A 25,663-nucleotide genomic window follows, 5' to 3' on the forward strand; every position below is an offset into this window, starting at 1 on the left:
CTGTTTCAGTAAGGATATCTTTGCTTTGGGATCTCCTGCTACGCGTAATCTTTATCCAGCATAAAGTAGCGTTAACACCCTGTTTTTTGGCACTCTGGCAATGATAAATCGCAAAGAAAAATATTCTTCATGAGCACGATTTTTAACAAGGTGTTCTATGATTGAAATGAGGTGCTCCAGACAGAGAGTGCCGCCAACAATGAGGGTGCGCGAATGGCTACGATTGATTCCATGAACAAGGACACCACACGGTTGAGCGATGGACCCGACTGGACGTTTGATCTGCTGGATGTCTATCTGGCAGAAATAGACCGCGTCGCAAAACTCTACAGGCTGGACACCTACCCGCACCAGATAGAGGTGATTACCTCTGAACAGATGATGGACGCTTACTCCAGCGTCGGGATGCCGATTAACTATCCTCACTGGTCATTTGGCAAAAAGTTCATCGAAACCGAACGCATGTACAAGCACGGTCAGCAGGGACTGGCCTACGAGATTGTCATTAACGCCAATCCCTGTATCGCTTATCTGATGGAGGAGAACACCATTACGATGCAGGCGCTGGTCATGGCACATGCCTGTTACGGCCACAACTCCTTCTTTAAAAACAACTATCTCTTTCGCAGCTGGACAGATGCCAGCTCGATTGTTGACTATCTGATCTTCGCACGTAACTACATTACCCAGTGTGAAGAACGCTACGGCGTCGATGAAGTGGAAAAATTGCTCGATTCCTGCCACGCCCTGATGAACTACGGCGTGGATCGCTATAAGCGGCCACAAAAAATCTCTTTGCAGGAGGAGAAAGCCCGGCAGAAAAGTCGTGAAGAGTATCTGCAAAGCCAGGTGAATATGCTGTGGCGCACGCTGCCGAAAAAAGAAGAAGAGAAGACCGTGGCCGAAAGCCGGCGCTACCCGTCAGAGCCGCAGGAGAACCTGCTCTACTTTATGGAGAAAAACGCCCCGCTGCTTGAGCCATGGCAGCGCGAAGTTTTGCGTATCGTACGTAAAGTGAGCCAGTATTTTTATCCGCAAAAACAGACGCAGGTGATGAACGAGGGCTGGGCAACATTCTGGCACTACACGATCCTTAACCATCTGTACGATGAGGGGAAAGTGACCGAACGGTTTATGCTGGAATTTTTACACAGTCACACCAACGTGGTCTTCCAGCCCCCCTATAACAGCCCGTGGTACAGCGGCATCAACCCATACGCACTCGGTTTTGCCATGTTTCAGGACATCAAACGTATTTGCCAGTCGCCAACGGAAGAGGACAAATACTGGTTCCCGGATATCGCCGGTTCCGACTGGCTGGAAACGCTGCACTTTGCAATGCGCGATTTCAAAGACGAAAGTTTTATCAGCCAGTTCCTGTCGCCGAAGGTGATGCGTGATTTCCGTTTCTTCACCGTACTGGACGACGATCGCCACAATTATCTGGAGATATCGGCCATCCATAACGAGGAAGGCTACCGGGAGATTCGTAACCGTCTGTCGTCACAGTACAATCTGAGTAACGTCGAGCCGAATATTCAGGTCTGGAATGTGGATCTGCGCGGCAACCGTTCTTTAACATTGCGCTATATCCCGCATAACCGCGCGCCGCTGGATAAAGGCCGCACAGAGGTGCTCAGGCACGTACACCGGCTGTGGGGATTTGACGTCACGCTGGAGCAGCAAAATGAGGATGGCAGCGTTGAATTGCTGGAACGCTGCCCGCCGCGCATCAACAGTCTGTAAGAGTAAAAACCCCCTCGTGATGAGGGGGTTATTTTTTAGCGGCCCTGAATCGCTAAATCGCCGGGCAAATTCTTCTGCATCCGGTGCCAGATCTCACCACTATCACGACCATAGCGGCGCACTGTTTCATATACCTGATCCTGAGCCCCTTGCAAACACAGCTGCGACAGCTTGTGGTAGAAGCCCAGCGCCAGGCTACGCGCCTCTGGATTGGCAAAATAGTGGCGACCGATACGCGTGTATAACCCTTTCATTCCGTTGAGGATCAAGCCATAAATCGGGTTACCGGAGGCAAACGCCAGCCCGCGAAAAATGTTGTAATCCAGATCGGCAAAGGCATCGGCGTGATCGGCGACTTCAGTCGCCGTCGCCAGAACTTCCAGCGCTTTATCCGGATGTTGACGAAACGCGGTGCGGATGAAAATAGTGGAAATATTAGTACGTACCGACAGCAGATTATCGATCAGCTGCGGAACGCTTTCATGATCGAGTCGTGCCAGGGTTTCCAGGATATTCAGCCCGGACGTTTCCCAGAAGTTATTTACCTTCGTTGGTTTGCCATGTTGAATGGTCAACCATCCATCTCTTGCCAGACGCTGTAACACCTCGCGTAATGTGGTACGCGTGACCCCAATCAGCTCGGAAAGCTCACGTTCTGCTGGCAAGATAGTGCCGGGAGGGAAGCGGTTATTCCAGATACTTTCAATGATGTATTCTTCCGCGAAACCCGCCGGGCTCTGCGCCTTAATGACCATAGTGAGATTTCCATTACACAGCAAAACATAGTTACACTTATCATACCAGACGGGCTACAAGGCCGATAGCAGACACAATGAAGAAAATGTGGATCAAGGCTTCATTTTCTGGATATCGCACACCTCCGATAAGCGATGCTTGCCTGCGCCCTGCCTGACCGCTAAGCTTTGCGCTCAAACATAAAAACACTATTTCATAATTAAAGGTAAGGGAAACCACCATGGAACACTCCTGGGGTCGCGCCTTCTGGCGCAACTTTTTGGGCCAGTCGCCAGACTGGTACAAACTCGCACTGCTGATTTTCTTAATCGTTAACCCACTGGTGTTTATCATCAATCCGTTTGTCGCTGGCTGGCTGCTGGTCGCGGAGTTTATTTTCACGCTGGCGATGGCGCTTAAGTGTTATCCCCTGCTGCCAGGCGGTCTGTTGGCTATCGAAGCGGTTATCATCGGAATGACCAGCGCCGCACACGTGCGCGAAGAGGTCGAGGCGAATCTCGAGGTCTTATTACTGCTGATGTTTATGGTGGCCGGGATCTACTTTATGAAGCAGCTCCTGCTCTTCATCTTCACCCGCCTGTTGCTCAGTATTCGCTCCAAATCCATGCTTTCACTCGCTTTCTGCCTCGCTGCCGCGTTCCTCTCCGCCTTTCTTGATGCGCTGACGGTCGTTGCGGTGGTCATTAGCGTCGCCGTGGGTTTTTACGGTATTTATCACCGCGTCGCGTCATCACGCACTGATGACAGTGATTTGCAAGATGACAGCCATATCGACCAGCACTACAAAACGGTGCTTGAGCAGTTCCGCGGGTTTCTGCGCAGCCTGATGATGCACGCCGGCGTCGGTACGGCGCTGGGCGGAGTGATGACCATGGTCGGCGAACCGCAGAACCTGATAATCGCCAAAGCCGCCGGATGGCATTTCGGCGACTTCTTCCTGCGTATGTCTCCGGTCACCGTTCCGGTATTGATCTGCGGGGCGATGACCTGCGTGCTCGTCGAGAAACTGCGCTGGTTTGGCTATGGTGAAACGCTGCCGGAAAAAGTACGCGATGTGCTGCAACAGTTTGACGATCAGAGCCGTCAACAGCGTACGCGCCAGGATAAGCTCAAGTTAGTGATCCAGGCCATCATCGGCGTCTGGCTGGTTGTGGCGCTGGCGCTGCATCTGGCGGAAGTGGGGCTGATTGGCCTGTCAGTGATTATTCTGGCCACCTCGCTCACCGGGGTAACTGATGAACATGCGATTGGGAAAGCGTTCACCGAGTCACTGCCGTTCACCGCGCTGTTGACGGTCTTTTTCTCGATTGTGGCGGTGATTGTCGATCAGCATCTTTTCTCTCCGATTATCCAGTACGTGTTACAGGCATCGGAACATGTGCAGCTGACGTTGTTTTACCTCTTTAACGGCCTGCTCTCTTCTATCTCTGACAACGTGTTTGTCGGTACGATCTACATCAATGAAGCAAAAGCGGCGATGGAGAGCGGTGCTATCAGCCTGAAACAGTATGAACTGCTGGCGGTGGCGATAAACACCGGCACCAACCTGCCTTCCGTTGCCACCCCCAACGGGCAGGCCGCCTTCCTGTTTTTATTGACCTCCGCGCTGGCGCCGCTGATTCGCCTTTCCTATGGTCGAATGGTGTGGATGGCATTGCCGTACACGCTGGTACTGACCCTCGTGGGCCTGCTCTGCGTCGAGTTCACCCTGACGCCGCTCACCGAATGGATGACGCAAAGCGGCTGGTTATCTACAGTTTCATAACAACTTACCGGGCAGATCGCTGCCCGGTTTGGTTTTTTGCCTGATAATTATCCAATTACACAATATTTCATTTTCCTCTAGTGGCGACAGAAACGAATTGGTTTACACTGCGTGTCTCTACGCATATTGCAGGGAAATTATTATGTTGCGATTTTTGAACCAGTGCTCACGGGGTCGGGGCGCATGGTTACTGATGGCATTAACCGCCCTGGCGCTTGAACTGGTAGCGCTGTGGTTTCAGCATGTCATGTTGCTTAAGCCTTGCGTGCTGTGTATTTACGAACGCTGTGCGCTGTTTGGCGTGATGGGCGCAGGGCTGGTCGGGGCCATCGCCCCCAAAACCCCGCTGCGCTATGTGGCGATAGTTATCTGGCTCTACAGCGCCTGGCGTGGCATACAGCTGGCTTATGAACACACCATGATTCAGCTTCACCCTTCCCCGTTCATGACCTGTGACTTTATGGCTCGCTTCCCGAGCTGGCTGCCGCTCGACAAATGGCTGCCGCAGATTTTCGTGGCGTCCGGGGATTGCGCACAGCGCCAGTGGGAGTTTTTAACTCTGGAAATGCCACAATGGCTGCTGGGCATTTTTGCGGCCTATTTCATTGTTGCGATACTGGTGGTGATAGCCCAGCCTGTTAAACCGAAAAGACGCGATCTCTTCGGTCGCTAATCCAGAACGCTCCCGACCGGGGGCGTTTTTTTTACCCTGACGGCGTTGCCTGCTGGCATTTATAAGATATATTCCCGTGAGCAGCAGCGTTACACGGGCGATAACGGTGATCTCCTCACTCGCCAGTACTCACAAAGCACCTTACGGTGGCTGAGTCATCATAGAACACAGGAGTGAGTATGTTTTTTTACATCATGCCTGAAGCTAATGATGTCGCGCGCTCAGGAGAGGCGTAGCCTTCTCCTGGACGTTCAGAGGCTTAGTCAGCCCAGGATGGCTTGTTCAGAATGTGGTCCTGCCAGTCGTTGACTTCAGACTCTTTCACCGCAATATGGCGCACGGAGATACGTTCACCGTGCATTGCCGCTTTGGAGCCGGTGAGCAGCGGATGCCACTCAGGAAGCCCCTTCCCTTCCGCCAGTAGCCGGTAGGCGCAGGTCAAAGGTAACCATTCAAATGTCGGCAGGTTATCGCGCGTAAGTTTGATACAGTCCGGCTCGTATTCAAATCGGCGTTCATAGTTACGACACTGACAGGTTTTGATGTTCAACTGACGACATGCGACGTTAGTGAAGTAGATTTCATCGGTATCTTCATCCATCAGCTTGTGCAGGCAGCACTGGCCGCAACCATCACACAACGACTCCCATTCGGCATCCGTCATGTCATCCAGGGTTTTACTTTGCCAGAAAGGTAAATCGCTCATCAGGGTATCCGCCATTGCAATAAAGCTGCACCTTATAACCAGTCTGGCACGCTGATGCAAGTTTTGCCGCCCCAAAGAGGCGGCAAGCCGGGCTTACAGTACGCGGGTGGTCAGAGAGTGACCATTAAAATTAACGACCAGCTCATCGCCGCTTCTGAGCGGACCGACGCCTTCCGGCGTTCCGGTCAGCACTACATCTCCGGCCTTGAGGGTGAAGAACTTACTCATATAGGCAATAAGCGGAACAATTTTATGAATCATATCCGCGGTGGTTCCCTGCTGGCGAACTTCGCCGTTCACTGTCAGACCCAGCGAAGTGTCCTGCGGGTCGCCGCTAAAATCAGCGACAGGAATAAATCCGGACAACGGGCATGAATTATCAAAGCCTTTGGCTTTTTCCCACGGCTGCCCGGCTTTCTTCATTTTGCCCTGGATGTCGCGCAGTGTCAGATCGAGCGCGACACCGTAACCTGCAATGGCCTTGCGCACGTGCTCTTCTGTCGCCTGACGCAAGGTCGAACCGATCAACACCGCCAGCTCAACCTCATGGTGTACAGACCCCATATCGGTCGGAATAGCCAACGGCTGACGCAGGTCGCATAAGGCCGTCTCAGGTTTTATAAAAAGTACTGGCTCATCGGGCGTTGCGCTGCCCATTTCTTTAATATGATTAGCGTAGTTACTGCCCACGCAAACCACTTTACTTACCGGGTAATCCAGCAGCGCCCCCTGCCAGTTATGATGTTGATACATACTATTCCCCTAATGTAATCGTGGATTAAAGAACCCGCCCCGACAGCGCAGAACCCAGCCGGATGCCGTTTATTTTTTTGCGTCTGGTTTACTTTCCGTCGCTGCACAAAGATGCTGTTTGAGTAAATCGTCCGGCGGCGGAGGAAGCTGTAAATAATACCCTTGCTCAGTTAACGCCTGTTTTACTTTATCAAGATCGGCATTAACGAGTTTCTTACGACCATCCAGTGGCAAAATCATCGCCAGTTGCGGTTGACCAAATCCTTTCATCAGTTCTTCAGGAACACGAGAAAAATTGTCTTTTTTTTCGACATACAAATAGGTCTGGTCGCGTTTACTACTTCGATAGATCACACAAAGCATACTTTTTACTCTGAATTAATGGGATGGTGACTTGCCTCAATATAATACTGACTATAACATGCCTGCTGGACTTCGGAATATCACCCCGTACTGGGAAAGATAATTAGCAAATTGAGTAAGGCCAGGATGTCAAACACGCCAATCGAGCTTAAAGGCAGTAGCTTCACCTTATCAGTGGTTCATTTGCACGAGGCAGAACCCGAGGTTATTCGTCAGGCGTTGGAAGACAAAATCGCTCAGGCACCGGCTTTTCTAAAGCATGCGCCGGTGGTCGTGAATGTGAGCGGCCTTGAGACTCCGGTAAACTGGCCGGTGTTACATAAGGTGGTTGCCTCCACAGGCCTGCGTATTATTGGCGTCAGCGGCTGTAAAGATGCCGGACTTAAGGCCGAAATTGACGAAATGGGCCTTCCTTTACTGACTGAAGGTAAAGAGAAAGTGGTGCGTTCTGCACCTGTTGAGGCTCCGGCCCCCGTCGCGCCGCCGCAAAACGTTACCCCCGTCACAAAAACGCGATTAATTGACGTACCGGTTCGTTCCGGTCAGCGCATTTATGCACCACAATGTGATCTGATTGTTACAAGCCACGTCAGCGCCGGCGCAGAGCTTATCGCTGACGGCAATATTCATGTCTATGGCATGATGAGAGGCCGCGCGCTGGCGGGAGCAAGCGGCGATCGGGAAGCGCAAATATTTTGTAGCCATCTGACGGCAGAACTGGTGTCTATCGCAGGTGTTTACTGGCTGAGTGATAAAATCCCGGCAGAATTTTATGGCAAAGCGGCCCGTCTGCGACTGGCAGAGAGCGCTTTGACCGTTCAACCGTTGAATTGATCCCTTTTTAACAAGGAATTTATATGGCACGCATTATTGTAGTTACTTCGGGTAAAGGGGGCGTTGGCAAGACCACCTCCAGCGCGGCCATCGCTACTGGTTTGGCCCAGAAGGGAAAGAAAACTGTCGTTATTGATTTTGATATCGGCCTGCGTAACCTCGACCTGATCATGGGTTGTGAGCGCCGCGTCGTTTACGATTTCGTCAACGTCATACAGGGCGATGCGACGCTTAATCAGGCGTTGATCAAGGACAAGCGTACTGAAAACCTCTTTATTCTTCCCGCGTCGCAAACACGCGATAAAGATGCGCTGACCCGTGAAGGCGTCGCGAAGGTTCTTGATGATTTGAAGACAATGGGTTTTGATTTTATCGTCTGTGATTCCCCGGCAGGCATTGAGACCGGTGCGCTAATGGCACTCTATTTTGCTGACGAAGCCATTATCACCACCAACCCGGAAGTCTCCTCAGTGCGTGACTCGGACCGTATTCTGGGTATTCTGGCGTCAAAATCACGCCGTGCCGAGAACGGTGAAGAGCCCATTAAAGAGCATCTGCTGTTGACCCGCTACAATCCAGGCCGCGTGAACAAGGGCGATATGCTCAGTATGGAAGACGTACTGGAGATCCTGCGGATCAAACTGGTGGGTGTAATCCCGGAAGATCAGTCAGTGCTGCGCGCCTCTAACCAGGGCGAGCCGGTGATTCTCGACATCAATGCTGATGCGGGTAAAGCGTACGCAGATACCGTGGAACGCCTGTTGGGAGAAGAACGTCCTTTCCGCTTCATCGAAGAAGAGAAGAAAGGTTTCCTCAAACGCCTGTTCGGAGGATAAGTTATGGCATTACTGGATTTTTTTCTCTCGCGGAAAAAGAGTACGGCTAACATCGCAAAAGAGCGTCTGCAGATCATTGTCGCGGAGCGCCGTCGCAGTGACGCTGAACCGCACTATTTGCCGCAGTTAAGAAAAGATATTCTTGAGGTCATCTGTAAGTATGTACAAATTGATCCTGAGATGGTGACAGTGCAACTTGAACAAAAAGACGGCGATATTTCTATCCTCGAACTTAACGTTACGTTGCCGGAAGCCGAAGAGTCAAAATAAGCCGTTTGTAGTAAAATTCCTGGATTTAAAAAGGCAGAATATTCTGCCTTTTTTATTTTATGTGCTACACCATGAATATATACATCAATTAATCACCGCGTATTGGTTTTATATACAGTGGTTTTTAAAGTCGCCGTGCGATCGTTATTCCGGAGAAAACTTAGGGTAGCGCTGCGAGAAATAGAGGCGAAGAAACTCGACGGTAATACGTACTTTGGCAGAAGCAGCGAGACGAGAAACATATACTGCCCAAATATTCGCGGGTTGATAATAGTCCGGTAATATTTGCACCAGATGCCCGCTGGCGATGTTATCGCACACGTCCCACCAGGAGCGTAATGCAATGCCCTGTCCGTCCAGACACCATTGATGCACAATCTCGCCATGATTGGACGACAGCGGTCCCGTTACCTTAATCGTGTGTGCCCCCTCTTTACTGTTCAGCTGCCACAGGCCAAACGGATGATCGCGCTCCTTAATCACCAGGCAGGGCAACGTTGCCAGCTCATCGAGCTGCTTTGGCATGTGATGTCGGGCAATGAACTCCGGTGAGGCACAGAGAATACGGTAGTTGGTTGCCAGCTTGCGGGCAATCAGATTGGGCGCGATGTCATCCCCGATGCGAATATCCAAATCGACGCCCTCTTGCGCCAGATCGACCAGCCGGTCCTCGACGTCAAAACGCAGTTCCAGCTGCGGATACTGTTTCGCCAGCGCCGACAGTGCAGGTGCGACAACCCGCCGCCCAAAACCAATACTGCTGATGATACGCAACATCCCTTGCGGCACCTGACGTGCATCGGACAGTTCATCCATCATCTGATCGACATCGTGCAGAATACGCTGCGCCCATTCGTAAATCCGCTCCCCTTCTTCAGTGATGGTCACCCGTCGGGTCGTTCTGTGCAGCAAAACCACGTTCAGCGTCTGTTCCAGTAGTGCAATACGCTTACTCACCCAGGCCGGAGAGGCGCCCAGCTCCTGGGCGACAGCGGCAAACCCGGCGCGTCGGGCGACCAGCATAAAGACGCGCAAATCATTCAGCAGCGGCAGATTATTCATGATTCGTGTTTTATGTTTCTACAGTTGAAGTGATTAACTGTCAGTCAGTCAATTATAGGATGTCAGGTAAGTCAATTTTCCCCACTGATAAGTGAGACCTGGGATGAAGAAAACCTTTCGTATTGCGGCAATTCCTGGAGATGGTATCGGTAAAGAGGTTTTACCTGAAGGAATCCGCGTGTTGCAGGCGGCCGCCGAACGCTGGGATCTGTCGCTTAGCATCGAGCAGATAGAATGGGCCAGCTGTGATTACTACGCGCGCCACGGGCAGATGATGCCCGATGACTGGCATCAACAGCTAATGCACTTTGATGCCATCTATTTTGGCGCCGTTGGCTGGCCAGAGACCGTACCCGATCACGTCTCGTTATGGGGATCGTTGCTGAAGTTTCGTCGTGAGTTCGATCAGTACGTCAACCTGCGCCCGGTTCGTCTCTTCCCTGGCGTACCCTGCCCGCTGGCGGGCAAGAAGCCAGGCGATATCAATTTCTGGGTCGTGCGCGAAAACACCGAAGGTGAATACTCATCGCTCGGCGGCCGGGTAAATGCCGGAACAGAACATGAGGTGGTGATTCAGGAGTCGGTCTTTACCCGTCGCGGCGTGGATCGCATTTTGCGCTATGCGTTTGAACTGGCGCAAAGCCGCCCACGCAAAATCCTCACCTCCGCAACCAAATCAAACGGGCTGGCCATCAGTATGCCCTGGTGGGATGAGCGCGTGGCAGCGATGGCTCAGCACTATCCGCACATTCGCTGGGACAAACAGCATATTGATATTCTCTGCGCACGCTTTGTGATGCAGCCGGAACGTTTTGACGTGGTGGTCGCCTCAAACCTGTTTGGCGACATCCTTTCGGATCTGGGACCGGCCTGTACTGGCACGATCGGCATTGCCCCTTCGGCGAATTTAAACCCGGAACGCACCTTCCCTTCACTGTTCGAACCCGTGCACGGATCGGCTCCGGATATTTACGGTAAGAACATCGCCAATCCGGTCGCCACTATCTGGGCTGGCGCGATGATGCTTGATTTCCTCGGGGATGGCGATGCCCGTTACCGGGCAGCGCATGACGGAATTATGGCCGCTATTGAGAAGGTTATCGCCGGAGGTCCGAAAACGCCGGATCTGAAAGGCACCGCCTCCACACAACAAATGGCAGAGGCTATCTGTCAGGCATTGAGCCAATAATCCCTGACAACAAAACGGGAGCGCCCGGCTCCCGTTTCCACTCTTTACTGCGGATATTCCTGTAACAAATTATGCAGCTTTTCCGCCATCAACTCCGCACGCCAGCCGGAGATGAGCTCCGGGTGTGAGTGCTGCGGCTTTAACTTCCAGTGCCAGTTGAGGAGCTGGTTAATCTGGCGACGTGAGGCCAGCAGTTCTGCACTCACGTTGTGGGCTGCACTGACCTCTGCAACCAGCGCCTTAATCGCTTTAAAAGCTTTGCGGTAGCCCGGCATATCCATCAGATTCAGCAGGGGTTCAGGTAACGCCTCTTCCGGCAGCGCCTGTGCTTTTGCCACCAGTGAGATCAGCGTCTTCCCGTGGAAACGAATTTCGCTCCCGGAAAGCCCCAGGCTGTCCAGTTCACCCAGGCTGCCGGGCATGTAACGCGCCACGGCCCACAGGTGTTCTTCACGTACCACGAAATTAACGGCCAGATCGCGCTCACGCGCTTTGCGCAGACGCCAGTCGGCCAGCAGTTGCAGGCAGGCCAGCTGGCGGGTACGCAGCTGCCAGGCGTTGGTGATATCGCGCCAGGCATCTTCTGGCGCCAGGATCTCCTGACGCCGGTTCTGCATCAGGCGGCATTCGTCCAGCGCCGCGGGCAGCCAGCCAGAGGTTTCCGTTTCAACCATCAGCTTACGGGTAATGGGTAACAGGTACCAGACATCCGCCGCGGCATACTCGCACTGGCGCTCGGTTAGCGGGCGCGCCAGCCAGTCGGTACGGGATTCGCTCTTGTCGAGCGCCACGCCGGTGTACTCTTCCACCATTGACGCAAATCCCCACGACAGCGGACGCCCACAAAACGCCGCCAGAATTTGCGTGTCAATCAGCGGCTGCGGCAGCTCGCCAAAGGTGTTAAGAAACACTTCCAGATCTTCACTGCCCGCATGCAGAAACTTGGTGATGGCTGCGTCACGCAGAATAGCCTTCAGCGGCGACCAGTCGGTAATGCCGTGTGGATCGATAAGCGCAAGATGCTCACCATCAAACAGCTGGATCAGCCCCAGTTGGGGGTAATAGGTGCGCGTACGGACGAACTCCGTATCAAGGGCAATTGCCGGAAAGGCACGAACAGCTTCGCACAGGCTCGCCAGCGCGTCGTCCGTGGTGATCATTTGGTAATTCAAATCGTGTTCTCTTAGGTTTGCGCCAAAAAAACGCCGGATTCACCGGCGCCTTATGATGACTGACTTATAACCAGGTTCTTAACGTTCAGCCTTTATTGTCCACTCTGCTGCACGCTTCGTCACGTAATTCTCGTCGCAAAATTTTACCAACATTGGATTTCGGCAGCTCGTCGCGGAACTCCACCAGCTTCGGAACCTTATAGCCCGTCAGCTGACGGCGGCAAAATGTCACCAGCGCTTCATCGGTAAGGCCCGGATCTTTTTTCACCACAAACAGCTTAACCGCCTCACCGCTGCTGCCGGATGGTACCCCTACCGCCGCAACTTCCAGCACGCCCGGATGCTGCATCACCACATCTTCAATTTCATTCGGATAGACGTTAAAACCGGAAACCAGAATCATGTCCTTCTTGCGATCGACGATACGCAGGAATCCTTCATCGTCCACCACCGCAATGTCACCCGTATGCAACCAGCCGCCTTTAATGATTTCGTCGGTGGCATCAGGGCGTTGCCAGTAACCCAGCATCACCTGCGGCCCCTTAACGCACAGTTCGCCGGGCTGATCCGGTGGCACTTCGTTATCATCATCGTCCACCAGTTTGGCTTCGGTTGACGGAACCGGTAAACCGATACTGCCGCTGTGATAATCGATATCGTACGGGTTAACGCTGACCAGCGGCGAACACTCGGTCAGTCCGTACCCTTCCAGCAGATACTGTCCGGTGAGTTTCACCCAACGCTCGGCCACCGCCTGCTGTACCGGCATACCGCCGCCCGCCGAAAGGTGTAACGTAGAGAAATCCAGCTGCTGGAACTCTTTGTTATTCAGGAGCGCGTTAAACAGCGTATTGACGCCACTCATCGCCGTAAAAGGATATTTTGCCATTTCTTTAACAAGCCCCGGAATGTCTCGCGGGTTAGTGATCAACAGATTCTGACCACCCAGCTCAATAAACAGCAAACAGTTCATGGTAAGGGCAAAAATGTGGTACAGCGGCAGCGCGGTAACCACCAGCTCTTTACCTTCGTGCAACAGCGGTCCGTAGGTGGCTTTCACCTGCTCAAGGTTAGCCAGCATATTGCGGTGGGTCAGCATCGCCCCTTTCGCCACGCCGGTTGTACCACCGGTATACTGCAAAAAGGCGAGATCCTGACTGACCACTTCTGGCTTTACATACTGCATGCGATAACCTGCGTGCAGCGCCCTGCGAAAGGAGATCGCATCCGGCAGATGGTATTTTGGTACCAGCCGCTTGATGTACTTCACGACGAAATTCACTACCGTGCCTTTTGCCGTAGAGAGCTGATCGCCCATCCGGGTCAGGATCACATGCTTAACGGCGGTGTTCTCAACCACCTTTTCCAGGGTATGTGCAAAGTTGGAAACGATCACAATCGCTGCCGCACCGCTGTCGTTGAGTTGGTGTTCAAGCTCACGCGGGGTATACAGCGGGTTGACGTTAACCACAATCATGCCAGCGCGTAAAATACCAAACAACGCAACGGGATACTGCAACAGATTCGGCATCATCAGGGCAACACGATCGCCTTTTTTAAGCCCCAGACCTTGCTGCAAATAGGCTGCAAATGCCCGACTACGCTCCTCCAGCTTGCGGAAAGTCATCACCTCGCCCATGTTAACAAAGGCAGGCTGATCGGCATAACGCGTTACGGCATGCTCAAATAATTCCACCAGGGACTGATAACGGTCAGGATTGATCTCCGCAGGAACATCTGCGGGATAACGGTTTAGCCAAACCTTCTTCAAATCATCACCTCTAAAATGCGTGTTCGTCGTCATCTCAACCCCAGATAATAAACATACCGTTAACATAATATTAACTCAGCGTACCAGTTTATTAATCACTCAACTGAAAGGTTGCGAAGCACGTCACTATTTATTTTTCTTATATCCGTATGAATGCAGAAACAGCGGACCAGCCGCTGTTTCTTTTAATTATAAAACAAAGAGTTACTCAGTTACGATAGTCTGAACCTGCGCGGGGCCAGGGTTATACCATCCCCACCCACCATAGCCATACGGCCAGCCGCGTCCGCCATAAAACCACGGATCGACAGGCTGCGGAGGCAACACCACCTGCTGGGTAAGCCGCCAGCGCTTATAACCATTGACCTGCATAGTCATAAACTTGTACGGCGTATTGCCCACTTTGCCATCCTCCGTCCCGGTGATGGGGCCGACGACGGTCACCAGCTGTCCACGAAAATCAACCGGATCGAGGAAGCCATTCACATTGGCAAAAATTCGCCCACGGGAAGGTTCCCCCAGAACCGGGCGCGCTCCGCTATCAAGCGGCACGGTGGCAATTTCCAGACGGGTTTTGCCCTGCTGGTTTTGAATATCCACCACTTTCCCGCCAAAACGCGCTTCCTGACCCACATAAAGCTGCGGAGCATTCATCACCCGCGCCAGATCCTGCTGCGGCGTTGGGCTGGAGCCCTTAATCGCATCCGGAACGGTAACGCAACCGCTCAGCATCAGCGCAATCGCGCCTGCCAGCATGCCTTTAATCATCTGTTTTTGAACCGCCATGATGCGACTCCTTTTTCTCAGCGCATATCACTGAGATTCATTCTTTACCGGGAAGTTTCTTCCATGCGACGTTGTTACGCAAATAAACCGGTTCAGCCTGCTCAACGGCGACCGTTTTACCTGTCGCCAGCATCTGGCAGGCGATGGGTAACATATCTTCCGCTGCCGGTAACAGGACGTCACCGTCGGTCAGCGTCAGGCCACATTTGTCACCCAGCGTCGGCCAGGCGGGCCAGCCGGTACCAACGGTCACCCATTCTCCACAGAGCTGTCCGAGACGTTCAGCGACCTGTTCAGGTTTCAGTACCGCTTCGCTCTCTTCCCCGTGCCAGATGCCGTTTTCATCGCGCTGATATTCCGCCCAGTAGACTTCCCCCATTCGAGCGTCAATAGCCGCCAGCACGCGGGTGGCGCCGGTTTTACGCCAGGCGCCCTGCGCCATCGTAGCGAGCGTGGAGACACCGATCATCGGCAATTCCGCTCCCAGCGCCAGCCCCTGAGCAATGCCAATACCGATGCGCACGCCGGTAAAACTGCCCGGCCCGCGGCCATAGGCCAGGGCATTAATATCAGTCAGGGTGACGCCACCGGTGCTCAGGATCGCCTGAACCATTGGCAGGATTCGTTGAGTATGTTCTCGTGGGCAAAGCTCAAAATGAGCATTGATAGTACCGTCATTCCACAGAGCAACAGAACACGCTTCTGTGGCGGTATCGATAGCCAGAATTCGCATGGGTCTTCGTGCTTAGATCAATAAAATGGCGCGCATCTTATCATACTCCGTAACAAATTACTCTGCAGAAGCGACAGCGAGAAAGCGAACGGCGCGGGCAATATCCCGCGTACGCGGTGCCGGCGGCAAGCTTGCCAGAAAGGTGGCGCCATACGGACGCATCACCAGCCGGTTATCACAGATAACCAGCACCCCGCGATCGTCAGCATCGCGAATCAGGCGCCCGACGCCCTGCTTAAGCGTAATAACCGCATCTGGCAACTGAACGTCTTCAAACGGATCGCCGCCACGCAGACGACAGTCTTCCATTCGCGCCTTCAATAGCGGATCGTCTGGCGAGGTGAACGGTAGCTTGTCGATGATGACCAGCGACAGCGTATCCCCCCGCACGTCCACCCCTTCCCAGAAGCTGCTGGTGGCCACCAGCAGGGCATTACCCGCGCTGACAAATTGTTGAAGTAGCTGGCCTTTGCTGGTCTCTCCCTGTAACAAAACGGGAAGCGTCATGGTGGCACGGAACTGCTCCGCCAGGTCGCGCATCATGGCGTGCGAGGTGCAGAGCATAAAGCAACGGCCGTTGTTGGCTTCGATGAGCGGTCTTAACATTGCCGCCAGCTGTCGGGCGGCGCCTGGCTGATTGGTTTGCGGCAGATTGCGCGGTACACAAAGCAGCGCCTGTCGTGTGTAATCAAATGGGCTGGGTAACAGCATTGATTCTGCCTGCTCAATCCCCAGCCGCGCCGTGAAGTGGTGCAGATCGTCATTAACCGACAGCGTGGCAGAGGTGAAAATCCAGCTACCGGGCTTTTGCTCCATCACTTCCTTAAATTTGTCCGCCACGGTCAGCGGCGTGAGCGCCAGAGTGAAGTTGCGCGACGTACATTCATACCAGTAGCTGTAGCCGGGCTGGTTAATCTCTTTTAAACGTTTCAGCCGCGCACGGTACTGCGTGGCGCGTTCAAAGGCGGCATCAAGCAGCGCTGAACGTCCGAGAGAGAGTTTTGCCACGTCATAACAAAGCTCCAGCGTATCGTCGAGCAGCAGGAACGCCCGCTGCACTCGCGGGTCCGCCAGCAGCTCACGCAGGTTGCCGCGGTATCCTGGCTCCCCCAGCTGCAAGCGAAAATCCTGAGCGCTCTGGGCGAGACGATCGGCACACTTTTGCAGTTGCTGAGTATCCTTCAGCTCGGTGCGGTAGGCGATAGTGATATCTTTCGCCAGATCCATCAGCTGACGGCTGGAGAGCGACTGACCAAAATACTGGCTGGCGATATCCGGTAGCTGATGGGCTTCGTCGAAAATCATCACGTCGGCCTCCGGGATCAGCTCACCGAAACCACTCTCTTTGACCACCATATCGGCCAGGAAGAGATGATGGTTCACCACCACCACATCGGCATCCATCGCTTTTTTACGTGCTTTCACCACGAAACAGTCTTTATAAAGCGGACAGTCGCTGCCCAGACAGTTGTCGTTAGTGCTGGTGACTAACGGCCAGGCCTGCGAGTCTTCCGCAACGCTGATACAGGTACTGATATCGCCGTCTTCGGTCTGACCGGACCAGGAGCGCAGGAGGATCACATCACTTAAGGTTTGCACGGGCAGATCGCCGCCCGCCAGCGCCTGTTGCTCAAGGCGTTCCAGGCACAGGTAGTTAGAGCGCCCTTTCAGCAGAGCCAGACGCCCGGTAAATTTCAGCGCCTTTGCAACCGTAGGGAGATCGCGGCTGTAGAGCTGATCCTGCAACGCTTTCGAGCCGGTCGAGATAATGATCTTCTTTTTGGCACGCAGCGCAGGCGCCAGATAAGCATAAGTTTTTCCGGTTCCGGTACCCGCTTCCACAACAAGAGGTTGCGATTTTTCAATAGCCTGAGCGACAGCAACGGCCATCTGGCGCTGTGGTTCACGCGGTTTGAATCCCGGTATCGCTTTAGCCAGCTGGCCATCTTGTGCAAAATCGTCCGTCACACTACCCCCTGTTGATTTGAACAGGGATTATGTCAGGACACAGGGGCTTACGCCAGTTGTAAGAGGTGACGGCGGACTGACAATGTGGCAGTCTTGCCGCATACAGCTAACCATTAATGAGGAAAGAGGAATGACTATCCTTCGTATTGATGCCGAAGATCGTTGGTCTGACGTGGTGATCCACAACAACACGCTCTGGTACACCGGCGTGCCGGAAAACCTCGACGCCGATGCGTTTGAACAGACAGCCAATACCCTGGCGCAGATTGATGCAGTACTGGAAAAACAGGGCAGCAACAAGTCACGTATTCTTGATGCCACCATTTTCCTTGCCGATAAGAACGATTTCGCGGCAATGAACAAAGCCTGGGACGCGTGGGTGGTTGCCGGACACGCCCCGGTACGCTGCACCGTGCAGGCCGGGTTAATGAACCCGAAATACAAAGTTGAGATTAAGATTATCGCGGCGGTATAAACCGACGTTATTCGTCCTCATCTTCAAAACGCGCCATGATCCGCTCCCCGGTATGGCTGGCGCGTATTTCCGCAGCAACCTGCATAATCGCCTCTCCGCTGCTCATTCCCTGTGACATTAGCATATGTATGCGTTCTACCGCCTGTTGCTGCTGCTCATGACTAAGTGAAGGTAATCCTGCAAACATCATTAACTCCTGCTAAATTATTGACGCTAAGAGCGGCCCCATCAGGCGCAGACACGTTGAACGCGGAGCGCACGCAGCCTCCGGAACGTACGCGAAGTACATCAGGATGGTGAATACTGTCCAGGTTCAAAATGGCAAACAAAATAGCCTGATGGGATAGGCGCTAATTATTTCATGCTACCCGGCACATAGCCAGTAAAGTCAGGATCAATGAAGAAGTTAATTTCCACTGTAATCACACTCCCCTGGCGCCAGGACGCCGCAGAGCACTACTTCGCTCCTCTGAGCCATTTACCGTGGGCAATGCTGCTCCACTCCGGCCATGCCGATCACCCCCATAGCCGCTTTGATATTCTGGTGGCCGACCCCGTTTGTACCCTGATAACACGCGGGGAAGAAACGCAGTTCAGCGATGAATGCGGTACCCGACTTTCGACCGACGATCCGCTCACCTTGCTGCATGACGCGCTGATTTCACGGAATATCCAGCCGTCCTGCCACTGTGATCTCCCGTTTCAGGGCGGGGCGCTCGGTCTGTTTGGTTACGATCTGGGACGACGTTTTGAGGCGCTGCCCAATAACGCCAGACGTGATATTGATTTACCGGATATGGCGGTCGGCATTTATGACTGGGCGCTGATTGTTGATCACCAGCGGCAAACCGTTTCGCTCCTCAGCCATCATGACGTTCAGGCAAGATACGACTGGCTGGAAAGTCAGCAATCTCCCGCACGCGTTCCTTTCGCGCTCAAAACCGACTGGCAATCGAATATGACCCGCGAGCAGTATGGTGAGAAATTTCGTCAGGTACAGGCGTATCTGCACAGCGGCGACTGTTATCAGGTCAACCTCGCCCAGCGTTTTCAGGCACGTTTTCAGGGGGATGAGTGGCTGGCCTTTGTTCAGCTTAATCGCGCCAACCGCGCGCCCTTTAGCGCCTTTATACGCCTGCCGGATGGCGCAATTCTCAGCCTCTCCCCGGAACGGTTTATTTTACTGGATGACGGGCAGATCCAGACCCGGCCAATCAAAGGGACTCTGCCCCGGCTGAACGACGATCAGGCAGACCGTCTACAGGCGCAGCGGCTGGCGCATTCACAGAAAGATCGCGCAGAAAATTTGATGATCGTCGATCTGATGCGTAATGACATCGGTCGCGTTGCCGTGCCTGGTTCGGTAAAAGTCCCTGAGCTGTTCGTGGTTGAACCCTTCCCCGCCGTGCATCACCTGGTCAGCACCGTCACCGCTCGCTTAGCGAAAAGTCTTCATGCCACCGATTTGCTGCGTGCCGCATTTCCGGGAGGCTCAATTACCGGCGCGCCTAAAGTCCGGGCGATGGAGATTATTGATGAACTGGAACCGCAAAGGCGCAGCGCCTGGTGCGGCAGCATTGGCTATCTGAGCTTTTGCGGCAATATGGATACCAGCATCACCATTCGTACCCTGAGTGCCGTAGACGGACAAATTTACTGTTCCGCAGGAGGCGGCATCGTTGCAGACAGCCGGGAAGATGCGGAATATCAGGAAACCTTTGATAAAGTGAATCGCATCCTGCAACAACTGGAGAACTGAGACGTGGACAACAGCAACCTGACACTTGATGACTTTTTATCGCGCTTCCAGCTTTTGCGTCCGCAGGTAAACCACGGGGCACTTAATCAGCGTCAGGCCGCCGTTCTTATCCCCGTCGTACGTCGCCCACAGCCGGGCCTGCTACTCACCCAACGCTCCGTTCATCTGCGAAAGCACGCCGGTCAGGTCGCCTTTCCTGGCGGCGCGGTGGACAGCAGCGACGCCTCGCTAATCGCGGCGGCACTGCGCGAAGCCGAAGAAGAGGTCGCAATTCCTCCAAAGTCCGTTGACGTGATCGGCGTTCTGCCGCCGGTCGACAGTGTGACCGGATTTCAGGTCACCCCGGTGGTGGGGATCATCCCGCCCAATCTGCCCTGGCGCGCAAGTGAAGATGAAGTCTCAGCCGTTTTTGAGATGCCGCTGGCGCAGGCCCTGCATCTGGGACGTTACCACCCGCTGGATGTTTACCGTCGTGGCAACTCGCATCGCGTATGGCTGTCCTGGTACGAGCATTATTTCGTCTGGGGAATGACCGCGGGTATCATTCGTGAACTGGCGCTGCAAATTGGCATGAAACCCTAAGCACTACCGGGCATATCGCCCGCTTTCCACGAGAAGCTATACTTATCTTTACTCGCTGAAAACACAACCTGAAACTCCCGTCGCAATATTAGTAAAAAAGCGGTTACTCATTAGTTTAATTCATGTGAATAGTTAAGCTGGTACCCGCGTTCCCTCTTACACTATGCGCTGTTATCACATCGTTACCGGAAAGCCCGGTCACCCTGTCAGGAGTATTATCGTGATTAGTCTATTCGACATGTTTAAGGTGGGGATTGGTCCCTCATCCTCCCATACTGTAGGGCCTATGAAGGCGGGTAAACAGTTCGTCGATGAGCTGGTCGAAAAAGGATTACTGGATAATGTTACCCGTGTCGCCGTCGACGTGTATGGTTCACTGTCGCTCACGGGTAAAGGTCACCACACCGATATCGCCATTATTATGGGTCTGGCAGGTAATGAGCCTGCCACCGTGGATATTGACAGTATTCCCGGTTTTATCCGCGATGTGGAAGCACGCGGACGCCTGCTGCTGGCGAACGGTCAGCACGAAGTGGATTTCCCCCAGGATAACGGGATGCGTTTTCACAATAGCAATCTGCCGTTGCATGAAAACGGTATGCAGATCCACGCTTACAACGGCGAAACCGTTGTTTACAGCAATACCTGGTATTCCATCGGCGGTGGTTTCATCGTTGATGAGGCGCATTTTGGGCAGGATGCTGCAAATGAGGTCAGCGTGCCTTATCCGTTTAAATCGGCTACCGAAATGCTGGAATATTGCAACAGCACTGGCCTGTCGCTCTCCGGGTTGGCAATGCAGAACGAACTGGCGCTGCACGATAAAAAAGAGATTGAAGAGTACTTTGGTCACGTCTGGCAGACCATGCAGGCCTGTATCGATCGTGGGATGAATACTGAAGGCGTACTGCCGGGTCCTCTGCGCGTGCCGCGTCGTGCTTCCGCGCTGCGCCGGATGCTGGTTTCCAGCGACAAACTTTCCAGCGATCCGATGAACGTGATTGACTGGGTGAACATGTTTGCGCTGGCCGTCAACGAAGAGAACGCCGCAGGGGGGCGTGTGGTTACTGCCCCCACTAACGGTGCCTGCGGTATCGTACCTGCGGTGTTGGCTTACTATGATCACTTTATCGAGTCCGTCAGCCCGGATATCTACACCCGTTACTTCCTGGCGGCAGGCGCCATCGGCGCACTGTACAAAATGAATGCCTCCATCTCCGGGGCAGAAGTCGGTTGTCAGGGGGAAGTCGGCGTGGCGTGCTCCATGGCGGCAGCCGGTCTGGCGGAGCTGCTGGGAGCAAGCCCGGAGCAGGTTTGCATCGCTGCAGAAATCGGTATGGAACATAACCTGGGATTGACCTGCGACCCGGTCGCCGGACAGGTACAGGTTCCGTGCATTGAACGTAACGCGATTGCGTCGGTGAAGGCCATCAACGCAGCCCGGATGGCAATGCGTCGCACCAGCGCCCCGCGCGTCTCGCTGGATAAAGTTATCGAAACGATGTATGAAACCGGCAAAGATATGAACGCCAAGTACCGTGAAACGTCCCGCGGTGGACTGGCAATTAAAGTTCAGTGTGACTAAGAGCCTGACCCGGCAGGCGTTATTGTCGCAGGCAGTTTGAACACGGACAGCGCGGAGAAACCGGAGCGTACACGGAGTACGTGACCGGGGTGAGCGACAAATTTGTCAGGAACAGATTTGAACGCTGTTTGCGCTGGCCCCGAAGGGGCGAGGCCCAGGGATGGGCTGAGTAACAAAGCCAACGCACCAGTAACCTGAAGTATGGCGAGTATAAATCGTTCGCTCAGAATATCTAATGCCCAATCTTCGCCCATCTGCAACGGATGGGCGAATTTTCAGTTACTTTCTCGTCTGCATCAATTTTCCCCACTACACTTGCTCTGTTGTGGTTGGCTTTTGTTGCCAACAGCTTAACGGGCGGCACGCATGCAAACAGCACAACGGATCATCAAAAGATATCGCCGAAATCGACTGATTGTGTGTACGATTTGTGCAATCGCCACGCTCGTCCTGACATTAGGAATTCGATTTATTTCGGAGCGAAACATAAATCAGCAACGTGCGATCACCTTTGCCAGCCATGCCGTCCATGAGCTGGATGAGATCCTGCGTCCCCTGCAAACCAGCCGGGATATTCTGCTGTCGCTCATCGGCCTTCCCTGCTCTGTCGCCCATCTGCCCCTGCGCAAACAGGCCGCCAGACTTCAGACGGTACGCGCAATCGCCCTGATTCAGGACGGGATCCTCTATTGCTCCAGCGTGTTTGGTTACCGCAATATACCGGTGCATCAGCTGCAGCCCACGCTGCCCGCGCCGGAAGCCCAACTGTTACTGTCAACCGATCCTGTTCTCCTGAAAGGTACGCCCATTCTTCTCCAGTGGTACCCCTCGTCACCGGATGGTACGGAAGGTGTACTGGAGATGGTGAATATCGATCTGTTGATGAAAATGCTGTTTCAACCGCAGCAGGCACAGATCACCAGCGCCAGCCTGACCGTTGGCAATCGTCACCTGCTGTATGGTCACGGTGTCGTGGAGACGTTACCGCTCCCGGACAGGGAAACCCGTTATCAGGTGAGGTCGCAACACTTCCCTTTCACTATCAGCGTCACGGCACCTGGCGCCAGCGCCCTGGCATTGCAGCAGTTACCTTCCCAGCTTCCGCTGGCCGTTCTGCTCAGCCTGCTGGTGGCCTATATCGCCTGGCTTGCGACAGCCAGACGGATGAGTTTCTCCTGGGAAATTAACCTCGGCCTTGCGCAGCGTGAGTTTGAACTGTTTTGTCAGCCACTTCTGAATGCACGAACAGAACAATGTATGGGCGTAGAGATACTCCTGCGCTGGAACAATCCGCGTCAGGGATGGATCTCCCCGGATGTGTTTATCCCTATTGCTGAGGAGCAGCATCTGATTGCGCCGTTGACCCGCTACGTCATTGCGGAAACCATTCGACAACGGCACGTTTTTCCTGTGAGCAGTCAGTTCCATATTGGCATCAACGTTGCCGCCAGCCACTTTCGTGATGGCGTTCTACTGAAAGATCTCAACCAGTACTGGTTCAGCGCACAGCCAATCCAGCAGCTGGTGCTTGAATTAACCGAACGCGACGCGCTGCTGGACGTGGACGCTGAGATGGTCAATGCCCTGCATCATCAACACATCAAGCTGGCGATTGACGATTTTGGTACGGGCAACAGTTCGCTGTCATGGCTGGAAAAACTGCATCCGGATGTCCTGAAAATTGATAAGTCGTTTACCAATGCCATTGGCACCGACGCGGTAAACTCAACGGTTACCGACATTATTATCGCACTGGGACAGCGGTTGCATATTGAACTGGTGGCGGAAGGGGTAGAAACGCAGGAGCAGGCGCAGCATTTGCGGCATCACGGAGTGCATTTATTACAAGGATATTTATATGCGCGACCTATGCCACTACAGGATTTTCCGCAATGGCTGTCGGGCAGCATGCCGCCGCCCGCCCGGCATAACGGGCATATGTCACCCGTTATGCCCCTGCATTAAAGAGGCGATTATTCCTCTTCGTCAGACGCAGGTTGCTCTTTAACAATACGAACCAGATCCACACGATAATCATTGGCTTCAATAATCGTGATACGCAGCGGTGCAACGTCAATCACATCCCCCACCTGCGGGATATGCCCGTTGGCCGCTATCACCAGCCCCGCTACCGTGGCGATATCTTCGTCTTCGTCGACCAGATTATCGACGGCCAGCGCTTGTTGCAGCGCATGCAGATCGGTTCCGCCTTTGACCAACCAGCTGTCGCCATCGCCCACGATTTCCGGCGTCTCATCGGCATCCGGGAACTCACCGGCAATGGCCTCAAGGACATCCAGCGGCGTTACCAGCCCCTGCACCACGCCAAACTCGTTGGTGACGATAACGAAGCTGCCGCGAGCACGGCGCAATACGCCCAGCAGATTAATCGGATCCAGCGTTTCCGGCACCACGATAGCCGGAGAGGCAGAGGCGATCGCCGCCACATCAACGCCCTCTTCCAGCGCCACCAGCAGCTCTTTTGCCCGGACAATACCGATTATCTCATCCAGCTCGCCGTGACACACGGGGAACAGGCTGTGCGGTGAAGAGAGCAGCTGCTCGCGGATCTCATCCACGCTGAGATCCGCATCTACCCAGCTAATCTCGCCACGAGGCGTCATAATGCCGCGCAGGGAGCGCGAAGCCAGAGTCAGGACGCCATTAATCATATAGCGCTCTTCCTCGGCAAACGCCCCTTCCGGAATCGGCACGGTCGCCTGGCTGTCAGGTTCATTCTGCGCCATCGCCTGGCGTTTCCCCCCCATCAAACGCAGAATTGCGTCAGCAGTACGGGCTCGCAGCGGCAGCGTGGATTGATGGCGAATAAAGTTGCGCCGTGCAATCTGATTAAACACTTCGATGATGATCGAGAATCCGATTGCCGCATACAGGTAACCTTTCGGAATGTGGAAACCAAAACCTTCAGCGACCAGGCTCAAACCAATCATCAGCAGGAAGCTCAGACAGAGCACCACCACCGTGGGATGTTGGTTGACGAAACGCGTCAATGGTTTCGACGCCAGCAGCATCACCGCCATCGCAATCACGACTGCCGCCATCATCACCGGCAGATGGTTAACCATGCCCACTGCGGTAATGACCGCATCCAGCGAGAACACGGCATCGAGGATCACGATCTGTGTGACCACAACCCAGAAGCTGGCATAGCCTTTTCCGTGTCCGGAGTCATGTTCGCGGTTCTCCAGTCGTTCATGCAACTCCGTTGTTGCTTTGAATAACAGGAAGATCCCCCCCAGCAGCATGATCAAATCACGTCCTGAGAAGGTGAAATCCATCACCGAGAACAGCGGTTTTGTCAGGGTGACCATCCACGAAATGATGGACAGTAAAATCAGACGCATAACCAGCGCCAGAGACAAACCGATCAAACGAGCTTTATCACGCTGTTTAGGCGGCAGTTTGTCAGCAAGAATCGCGATAAAGACCAGGTTATCTATACCCAGCACAATTTCGAGAACCACAAGCGTGAGCAAACCCGCCCAAATTGAAGGGTCCATTAAGAATTCCATGACACGCTCCTGCTTACGGAATGGCTAAACGGCGCCCAGGAAGACGCAGGCGATAAAGCGATGTGCAGACTGAGTTTGTGGCAAAAATTGCCAGAATGGCAGGCGCAATACGGCCTGAAGATGAAATGACGTCGGTGACGATCCATACGGCGGGCTACTGCCCTATACTCCTTACTAATTAAACGGAAGCTAAACATAACAGAGACAATGTCTTTTTAGCAACGATTTACCTTCATTTGCAATCAGTTGTAACTGGCATATTTTACACTACGAAATTTCTCACAGGCGAAAGCTAAATTACGGATCTTCATCACATAAAATATTTTTTTCGATATCTAAAATAATT

Annotated in this window: 26 protein-coding genes; 12 read left to right on the forward strand and 14 right to left on the reverse strand. The window is 53.6% G+C overall.

The genetic code is table 11. The features are described 5' to 3' along the window. Window positions 1–213 precede the first annotated feature (213 nt). Window positions 214–1,746, forward strand: a complete 1,533-nt coding sequence (locus C3432_RS00625; RefSeq protein WP_103774780.1) for a SpoVR family protein — start codon at window positions 214–216, stop codon at window positions 1,744–1,746. A gap of 35 nt (window positions 1,747–1,781) precedes the next feature. Here the strand turns inward: C3432_RS00625 and fadR are convergent, their stop codons facing one another. Together fadR and C3432_RS00635 are read right to left on the reverse strand one after the other, a co-directional pair. Beyond that, window positions 1,782–2,501, reverse strand: a complete 720-nt coding sequence (fadR, locus tag C3432_RS00630) for a fatty acid metabolism transcriptional regulator FadR (protein ID WP_103774781.1) — start codon at window positions 2,499–2,501, stop codon at window positions 1,782–1,784. A 40-nt stretch (window positions 2,502–2,541) separates the two neighbouring features. After that, complete coding sequence (locus C3432_RS00635; RefSeq protein WP_103774782.1) at window positions 2,542–2,724, reverse strand: hypothetical protein; 183 nt, start codon at window positions 2,722–2,724, stop codon at window positions 2,542–2,544. On the opposite strand from C3432_RS00635, the gene nhaB reads away from it, so the two are divergent. After that, window positions 2,723–4,267 (forward strand): Na(+)/H(+) antiporter NhaB, encoded by a 1,545-nt coding sequence (nhaB, locus tag C3432_RS00640; RefSeq protein ID WP_103774783.1) that lies wholly within the window; start codon window positions 2,723–2,725, stop codon window positions 4,265–4,267. The genes C3432_RS00635 and nhaB overlap by 2 nt on opposite strands. Window positions 4,268–4,409: 142 nt before the next feature. Beyond that, the gene (dsbB, locus tag C3432_RS00645; protein ID WP_103774784.1) at window positions 4,410–4,940 is read left to right on the forward strand and encodes a disulfide bond formation protein DsbB; all 531 of its coding nucleotides are present in this window, start codon (window positions 4,410–4,412) and stop codon (window positions 4,938–4,940) included. Between the two features lie 259 nt (window positions 4,941–5,199). Here dsbB and C3432_RS00650 read toward each other — a convergent pair whose 3' ends face one another. The 3 genes from C3432_RS00650 to C3432_RS00660 form a co-directional block, all read right to left on the reverse strand. Next, on the reverse strand, window positions 5,200–5,646 hold the full coding sequence (locus tag C3432_RS00650) for a YcgN family cysteine cluster protein (RefSeq protein ID WP_219816709.1): 447 nt from the start codon (window positions 5,644–5,646) through the stop codon (window positions 5,200–5,202). Between the two features lie 93 nt (window positions 5,647–5,739). Beyond that, entirely contained in the window at window positions 5,740–6,399 is a 660-nt protein-coding gene (locus C3432_RS00655; protein WP_103774786.1) for a fumarylacetoacetate hydrolase family protein, read from the reverse strand. Window positions 6,400–6,468: 69 nt separating this feature from the next. Further along, window positions 6,469–6,762: a YcgL domain-containing protein gene (locus tag C3432_RS00660; RefSeq protein ID WP_103774787.1), complete on the reverse strand. Its 294-nt coding sequence runs from the start codon at window positions 6,760–6,762 to the stop codon at window positions 6,469–6,471. A gap of 126 nt (window positions 6,763–6,888) precedes the next feature. On the opposite strand from C3432_RS00660, the gene minC reads away from it, so the two are divergent. Genes minC through minE form a run of 3 tightly spaced genes read left to right on the forward strand, consistent with a single transcriptional unit; the run spans window position 6,889 to window position 8,702 of the window. After that, on the forward strand, window positions 6,889–7,596 hold the full coding sequence (gene minC, locus C3432_RS00665) for a septum site-determining protein MinC (RefSeq protein ID WP_103774788.1): 708 nt from the start codon (window positions 6,889–6,891) through the stop codon (window positions 7,594–7,596). A gap of 23 nt (window positions 7,597–7,619) precedes the next feature. After that, window positions 7,620–8,432, forward strand: a complete 813-nt coding sequence (gene minD, locus C3432_RS00670; RefSeq protein WP_103774789.1) for a septum site-determining protein MinD — start codon at window positions 7,620–7,622, stop codon at window positions 8,430–8,432. A gap of 3 nt (window positions 8,433–8,435) precedes the next feature. Beyond that, window positions 8,436–8,702, forward strand: coding sequence for a cell division topological specificity factor MinE (gene minE, locus C3432_RS00675; protein WP_001185666.1), 267 nt, complete (start codon window positions 8,436–8,438; stop codon window positions 8,700–8,702). A gap of 144 nt (window positions 8,703–8,846) precedes the next feature. On the opposite strand, the gene C3432_RS00680 is transcribed toward minE, so the two are convergent. Beyond that, window positions 8,847–9,764, reverse strand: coding sequence for a LysR substrate-binding domain-containing protein (locus C3432_RS00680; protein ID WP_103774790.1), 918 nt, complete (start codon window positions 9,762–9,764; stop codon window positions 8,847–8,849). Window positions 9,765–9,867: 103 nt separating this feature from the next. On the opposite strand from C3432_RS00680, the gene C3432_RS00685 reads away from it, so the two are divergent. Beyond that, window positions 9,868–10,953 carry a tartrate dehydrogenase gene (locus C3432_RS00685; RefSeq protein WP_103774791.1) on the forward strand — a complete coding sequence of 362 codons (1,086 nt, stop codon included), beginning with the start codon at window positions 9,868–9,870 and terminating at the stop codon, window positions 10,951–10,953. A gap of 44 nt (window positions 10,954–10,997) precedes the next feature. Here C3432_RS00685 and rnd read toward each other — a convergent pair whose 3' ends face one another. The 5 genes from rnd to C3432_RS00715 form a co-directional block, all read right to left on the reverse strand. Beyond that, the gene (rnd, locus tag C3432_RS00690) at window positions 10,998–12,113 is read right to left on the reverse strand and encodes a ribonuclease D (RefSeq protein WP_181012871.1); all 1,116 of its coding nucleotides are present in this window, start codon (window positions 12,111–12,113) and stop codon (window positions 10,998–11,000) included. A gap of 97 nt (window positions 12,114–12,210) precedes the next feature. Next, window positions 12,211–13,896, reverse strand: a complete 1,686-nt coding sequence (gene fadD, locus C3432_RS00695; protein ID WP_103775603.1) for a long-chain-fatty-acid--CoA ligase FadD — start codon at window positions 13,894–13,896, stop codon at window positions 12,211–12,213. A gap of 204 nt (window positions 13,897–14,100) precedes the next feature. After that, complete coding sequence (locus C3432_RS00705; protein WP_103774794.1) at window positions 14,101–14,682, reverse strand: Slp family lipoprotein; 582 nt, start codon at window positions 14,680–14,682, stop codon at window positions 14,101–14,103. Window positions 14,683–14,719: 37 nt separating this feature from the next. Then, entirely contained in the window at window positions 14,720–15,415 is a 696-nt protein-coding gene (gene tsaB, locus C3432_RS00710; RefSeq protein WP_103774795.1) for a tRNA (adenosine(37)-N6)-threonylcarbamoyltransferase complex dimerization subunit type 1 TsaB, read from the reverse strand. A 57-nt stretch (window positions 15,416–15,472) separates the two neighbouring features. Then, window positions 15,473–17,383, reverse strand: coding sequence for an ATP-dependent DNA helicase (locus tag C3432_RS00715; protein WP_103774796.1), 1,911 nt, complete (start codon window positions 17,381–17,383; stop codon window positions 15,473–15,475). Between the two features lie 130 nt (window positions 17,384–17,513). Here C3432_RS00715 and C3432_RS00720 point away from each other — a divergent pair, with 130 nt between their 5' ends. Continuing rightward, on the forward strand, window positions 17,514–17,858 hold the full coding sequence (locus tag C3432_RS00720; RefSeq protein WP_103774797.1) for a RidA family protein: 345 nt from the start codon (window positions 17,514–17,516) through the stop codon (window positions 17,856–17,858). Between the two features lie 7 nt (window positions 17,859–17,865). On the opposite strand, the gene C3432_RS00725 is transcribed toward C3432_RS00720, so the two are convergent. After that, window positions 17,866–18,045, reverse strand: a complete 180-nt coding sequence (locus C3432_RS00725; protein WP_103774798.1) for a YoaH family protein — start codon at window positions 18,043–18,045, stop codon at window positions 17,866–17,868. A 210-nt stretch (window positions 18,046–18,255) separates the two neighbouring features. On the opposite strand from C3432_RS00725, the gene pabB reads away from it, so the two are divergent. From pabB to C3432_RS00750, 4 genes are all read left to right on the forward strand, one after another. Continuing rightward, entirely contained in the window at window positions 18,256–19,617 is a 1,362-nt protein-coding gene (pabB, locus tag C3432_RS00730; RefSeq protein ID WP_103774799.1) for an aminodeoxychorismate synthase component 1, read from the forward strand. Between the two features lie 3 nt (window positions 19,618–19,620). Then, window positions 19,621–20,199 (forward strand): CoA pyrophosphatase, encoded by a 579-nt coding sequence (locus tag C3432_RS00735; protein WP_103774800.1) that lies wholly within the window; start codon window positions 19,621–19,623, stop codon window positions 20,197–20,199. Between the two features lie 220 nt (window positions 20,200–20,419). Further along, window positions 20,420–21,784, forward strand: a complete 1,365-nt coding sequence (sdaA, locus tag C3432_RS00740) for an L-serine ammonia-lyase (protein ID WP_103774801.1) — start codon at window positions 20,420–20,422, stop codon at window positions 21,782–21,784. Window positions 21,785–22,150: 366 nt separating this feature from the next. Next, window positions 22,151–23,749, forward strand: a complete 1,599-nt coding sequence (locus tag C3432_RS00750; RefSeq protein ID WP_103774803.1) for an EAL domain-containing protein — start codon at window positions 22,151–22,153, stop codon at window positions 23,747–23,749. Window positions 23,750–23,757: 8 nt separating this feature from the next. Here C3432_RS00750 and yoaE read toward each other — a convergent pair whose 3' ends face one another. Beyond that, entirely contained in the window at window positions 23,758–25,317 is a 1,560-nt protein-coding gene (yoaE, locus tag C3432_RS00755; protein WP_103774804.1) for a CNNM family cation transport protein YoaE, read from the reverse strand. Then, window positions 25,305–25,514: a protein YoaL gene (locus tag C3432_RS28285; RefSeq protein ID WP_374755458.1), complete on the reverse strand. Its 210-nt coding sequence runs from the start codon at window positions 25,512–25,514 to the stop codon at window positions 25,305–25,307. The genes yoaE and C3432_RS28285 overlap by 13 nt, the downstream gene beginning before the upstream one ends. Between the last annotated feature and the right edge of the window lie 149 nt (window positions 25,515–25,663).

This window comes from Citrobacter amalonaticus, assembly GCF_002918555.1.
Classification (GTDB): domain Bacteria; phylum Pseudomonadota; class Gammaproteobacteria; order Enterobacterales; family Enterobacteriaceae; genus Citrobacter_C; species Citrobacter_C amalonaticus_A.